The sequence below is a fragment of the Methylobacterium sp. WL7 genome (assembly GCF_008040085.1).
Classification (GTDB): Bacteria; Pseudomonadota; Alphaproteobacteria; order Rhizobiales; family Beijerinckiaceae; genus Methylobacterium; species Methylobacterium mesophilicum.
In genome coordinates this window covers 1-3,941 of record NZ_VRVG01000233.1, presented here as the reverse complement: position 1 = coordinate 3,941, position 3,941 = coordinate 1, and the positions used below count along the sequence as shown (strand labels likewise).

Below are 3,941 nucleotides of genomic sequence, written 5' to 3'. Positions count from 1 at the left end.
TTTCTGGATTCACGTGGCTAATATTTAGTACTGGAGCATAAGAGCGTTTAACAGAACCACTTGATCTGGTTGATTGTGGTGAGGCTCGCGGCAAGGGTAGTGAAGCCTCGTATATGTTGCTGCGGCGCGGGTTGCAGATGGACAGGCGGCGGAAGCGATTGAACGAGGCATGGGTACGCTCGACGATTCAGCGGTGACGCCCGAGTTTTTCGTTACTCTCGACACCTTTAAGGACGATGCGCGGCGCGATCCCGCGAGGCTGGCCCTCTTGGCATTGTACCCTGGCTTCGCCTGTCGACGGATAGACTCAAGGCAAATGCGCCGTGGTGGTCGATAAGCAGGCCGGCACTTTGTCGTGTTCCAGGCAGTGGTTTAGCTCGACGGTAGCGAGGAAGCCCATTCGCGCGCTTCCCACAGCGCTGTAGCAGACTTGCTTTCTCGCGAGGTGGTCATCGGCGATTGCCGGGTCGGGTTCGGGGTTGCGACGACCAACCCCGAACCCGAGAGCCCTCCGCTGACCGACGAGATGATGGAGCCTCGTAGTGATCCTCCTCCGGCTTTACGAACACCTCTGATACGCTCCTTGTGGCCTGGGAAGGTGTTTGATGGCGAAGACGAAACGGGAGTTCACGCCCGAGTTCAAACGCGAGGCGGTAGCCCTGCTGGACAGCAGCGGGCGACAACAGATGCAGATAGCGGCCGAACTTGGGATCCAACCCTTCATGCTGAGGCAGTGGCGCGCGACCCTGATGGGAGGCTCTTCACCACCACCACGGGCAGCAGCATCGCCAGGAGCCGCGGCTGCGAGCCCGATGGCTTCCCCCTCCGACCAAGCCGCCGAGATCTCTCGTCTGCGGCGAGAACTCGATCGGACGCGCATGGAGCGCGACGTCCTATAAAAGGCGATCGGCATCTTTGCGGAGATGCCCAAGTGACGTTCGCTTTCATCGAGCAGCATCCGAGCACCTGGTCGGTGCGTCTCATGTGCCACGTGCTCTAAGTCTCTCACAGCGGCTACTACGACTGGCGATCCCGTCCCGAGAGTGCTCGGTCGGCGTCCAACCGTCGCCTTCTCGACAACGCCCGGCGTATTCATGCCGGGCATCACAGGCGCTACGGCTCGCCTCGGGTGCATGCCACCCTTTGTGCGGAGGGACGAACGGCCAGTCGCGGGCGGGTGGAGCGCCTGATGCGCCGTCATGGCATCCGGGCCCTGGCAGGGCGCCGATTCCGGCCCTGCACGACGACAGCCACCACGATCTGCCGAACGCCCCCAACCTCCCGAAGCAACAGTTCTCCGCCGCGCTGCCCAACACGGTCTGGCTCGCCGACATCACGTACCTGCCCACCGGCGAGGGCTGGCTCTACCTGGCCGCCGTGCTCGATCTCGCCACTCGCAAGATCGTCGCCTGGTCCATGCGTGATCACATGCGGACCGAGTTGACGTCGGCCGCCCTGATGATGGCCGCCCAACGGCAGCGACCGGCCGCTGGGCTTAAGTCGAACTTGTCCACCAGCGACGATGGGCGACCCGGGACGAGGCCCGGCGCGACTTGTTTGCTTACATCTAAGGCTACTAGAGTAGGAAGCGCATCCACTCGGCACTCGGCTACATCACGCTCGAGCAAGCCGAACGGAACGCGAGCTAAACCGCCTGTCCGTGACGTCGGGGGAGGATCACACAGCGCAACTTCACCGACCCGGACAGCCGCATCCTGCCTACCCGCGACGGGTTCGTGCAGGGCTACAACGGGCAGATCGCCGTCGATGCCACGCATCAGGTGATCGTCGCGCACCGCCTCGTGTCCAACTCAGCCGACTCCCGCGCCCTCGTGCCGCTCGTGGACGACGTCCACGCCTATCTCGGGCGCAAACCGCGAGAGCTCTCCGGCGATGCCGGCTTTGCCAACGAGGCGAACCTCGTCGCGCTGCAGGAGCGGCGGATCACCGCCTACCTGGCTCCGGGTCGGGCGCGTCATGGCTAGGTGGACGCGGCCGGCCGCCGGAGGCTGACGAAGATGCCGTTGATGAGCGCGATGGCTGGGCGCCTGAAGCGGGCTGGCCGCCGCAGCCGCTATCTCCTCAGGAAGCAAGTGGTCGAGCCCGTGTTCGGGCAGATCAAGCAGGCCCGGGGCTTCCGACAGTTCCTGCTCCGCGGCCTCGATCAGGTCCGGGGCGAATGGGCGATGATCTGCACCGCCTACAACCTCTTCAAACTGGCGAAGGCCGGGCACTGAGCCCAAAGCCGACGCACACGTCTGCCCAGACTTCGACGCTCATCCCACCTCGTGAACTCGTTACTCGGACGGGCTCCTAGTACTACTGTGTCATAAATCTTTGTTGGCAACAGGGACATTGGTGCAGGGGACGAACGAGCGCCCGTGTTAGCCTCAGGCGCAAGGTTGCGATGGAGTCAGGCACGTGTCGCTCGGGCCGGATCGGGGGCTCCGCGGGGTCTATAACTGGCGGGTAGGGCAAGCGCTTGCCACTCGGTGAACTCTGGTTCCCAGGGGGGAAAGCGGCCCCGCTCGGAGACCAGTAACCCGTAGGCCGCGATGCATAGGCTGGCGTGATGATGGAAGCCCCGCCAGCTTCGCCCCTCGTAGTGGCCGAGCCCAATCTCCTGTTTGAGCTCCTGGTAGTCCCACTCGATACGCCAGCGCAGCTTCGTCCGGCCGACCAACACGGCCAGGGGCGTCTCTGCCGGCAGGGTCGAGAGCCAGTATTTGGTTGGCGCATCCTCGTTGTCCGGCCACTCGATCAGGAACCACTCCTCGGGACGTGGCTCGTGTCGCAACTCATCCCGATGCGCCGGACGGGCCCGCACGGCCGCAAACCGCGAGGTCAGCAGACCGTTCGTGCCAGCGCGCCATGTGACACGCTGCCAAGCGGCCTCCGGCAGAGACCGGGCCAGCTTTTCTGCCGAGAGTGGCTTTTGCTCAGGGCTCCGTCGCACCCGGGTGGTTGGGCGCCCGCGCCCGCGCCCGCGCCCGCTCCAGGGCTTGGGCGGCAGGGGTGCCGTTCCGGGAAGCCACAGGCTCGTCGAGGACTGAACACCCACACTGTAGGACAAGCCCAACGCCGTCAGCGCCGTGCGGAAGGCCGTGTCGATCCCGTATCCGGCATCTGCCAGAACGAGGCCGGGTGGCACCCCATCGGCCAAGGCTGCTCGGATCTGATCCAGCGCGATCTCCGGCTTGGTCCGGAAGCCGATATCCTCGGGCACGCCGGCCTTGTTGCGCCGCTCGGCATCCTGGGTCCAGGCTTCCGGCAGGTAGAGGCGATAGGCCACCGGCAGACTGGCCTGGGTGTTGGCCACCGAGAGGGTCACGGCAACCTGGCAATTGTCCTGCTTGCCGATCTGACCGCAGTATTGCCGTCCCACCCCGACCGAGTGGCGGCCTTTCTTGGGAAAGCCCGTATCGTCGACGATCCAGGCCTGGATCGAATCCTGACGCTCGATCAGCGGCAGGACTTCGCTGCGTACCCGGGCCAGCAAAGCCTCGTCCGACCATTGGCCCTTGGCCACGAAGTGATGCATCGCCTGATGGGAGCCCTAGAGACGCGCTGGCGCGATCCGGGCCGCCATCGGCTCGATGCTCTTGCGAGCACCCGGCAGGAGGAGACCCGTACAGTAGGGCTTCAGCGGCGCGATCCGATCAGCATGACCCAGGACGCCTGACAAAGCCTTCAGATAAGCCGCAAAGCGCGGCTGGTCGGCAGCCAGCGGGGAGTTCAAGCGATCCATGCCTCGCTCCATTACGAGAGCGAATCGCAAACCCTACACCCAAAATTTATGACACAGTAGTACTGGTGTTTGGTTGCGGAACGTCGTTGGGATGCGGCGCGTTGGGCGATCAAAGCCTATGCGTGGCGGTTTGCAGGTGTGCGCCGCCGTTCTTCCAGGAGGGCTCGCTGATGCTCGCCATCCATCCCCAAGC

Annotated in this window: 4 pseudogenes; 2 read left to right on the top strand and 2 right to left on the bottom strand. The window is 64.4% G+C overall.

Going from position 1 to position 3,941, the window contains the following annotated elements:
- Nucleotides 1-47: 47 nt before the first annotated feature.
- Nucleotides 48-289 (bottom strand): annotated as a pseudogene (locus FV233_RS31445) (IS5/IS1182 family transposase); the annotation flags it as partial.
- Between the two features lie 316 nt (nt 290-605).
- Here FV233_RS31445 and FV233_RS28475 point away from each other — a divergent pair.
- Nucleotides 606-1,649 (top strand): annotated as a pseudogene (locus tag FV233_RS28475) (IS3 family transposase).
- Between the two features lie 33 nt (nt 1,650-1,682).
- Nucleotides 1,683-2,237 (top strand): annotated as a pseudogene (locus FV233_RS28470) (transposase); the annotation flags it as partial.
- A 176-nt stretch (nt 2,238-2,413) separates the two neighbouring features.
- On the opposite strand, the pseudogene FV233_RS28465 reads toward FV233_RS28470, so the two are convergent.
- A pseudogene (locus FV233_RS28465) lies at nt 2,414-3,748 on the bottom strand (IS701 family transposase).
- Between the last annotated feature and the right edge of the window lie 193 nt (nt 3,749-3,941).